Origin of the sequence: Deinococcus pimensis DSM 21231 (assembly GCF_000519345.1) — a bacterium.
GTDB classification, from domain to species: domain Bacteria; phylum Deinococcota; class Deinococci; order Deinococcales; family Deinococcaceae; genus Deinococcus_A; species Deinococcus_A pimensis.
In genome coordinates this window covers 31,800-32,003 of the sequence record NZ_KI912653.1, presented here as the reverse complement: position 1 = coordinate 32,003, position 204 = coordinate 31,800, and the positions used below count along the sequence as shown (strand labels likewise).

The 204-nt window shown below is 75.0% G+C and carries 1 pseudogene; it reads left to right on the top strand.

Annotated elements, in window-relative coordinates:
• Positions 1–204: pseudogene (locus DEIPI_RS31375) on the top strand (dynamin family protein); the annotation flags it as partial.

Sequence of the window (204 nt, the reverse complement as noted above, 5' to 3'; positions counted from 1 at the left end):
CCACGGCGCTCCTCGACTTCACCGGGGTGCTCGCGGGCCTCACCATCGGCAGCATCGGGCTGTTCGTGCTGCCCGCCCGCCGCCTGCAGGCGCTGCGTCAGCTGCGCCAGCGCGTCGCGCGGCTGCGAGAGAGCCTGGAGGAGATCGTGCGGCGCGAGTACGCCCGCGAGCAGGAACGCGCCGACGCTCGCCTCGCCGACGCCA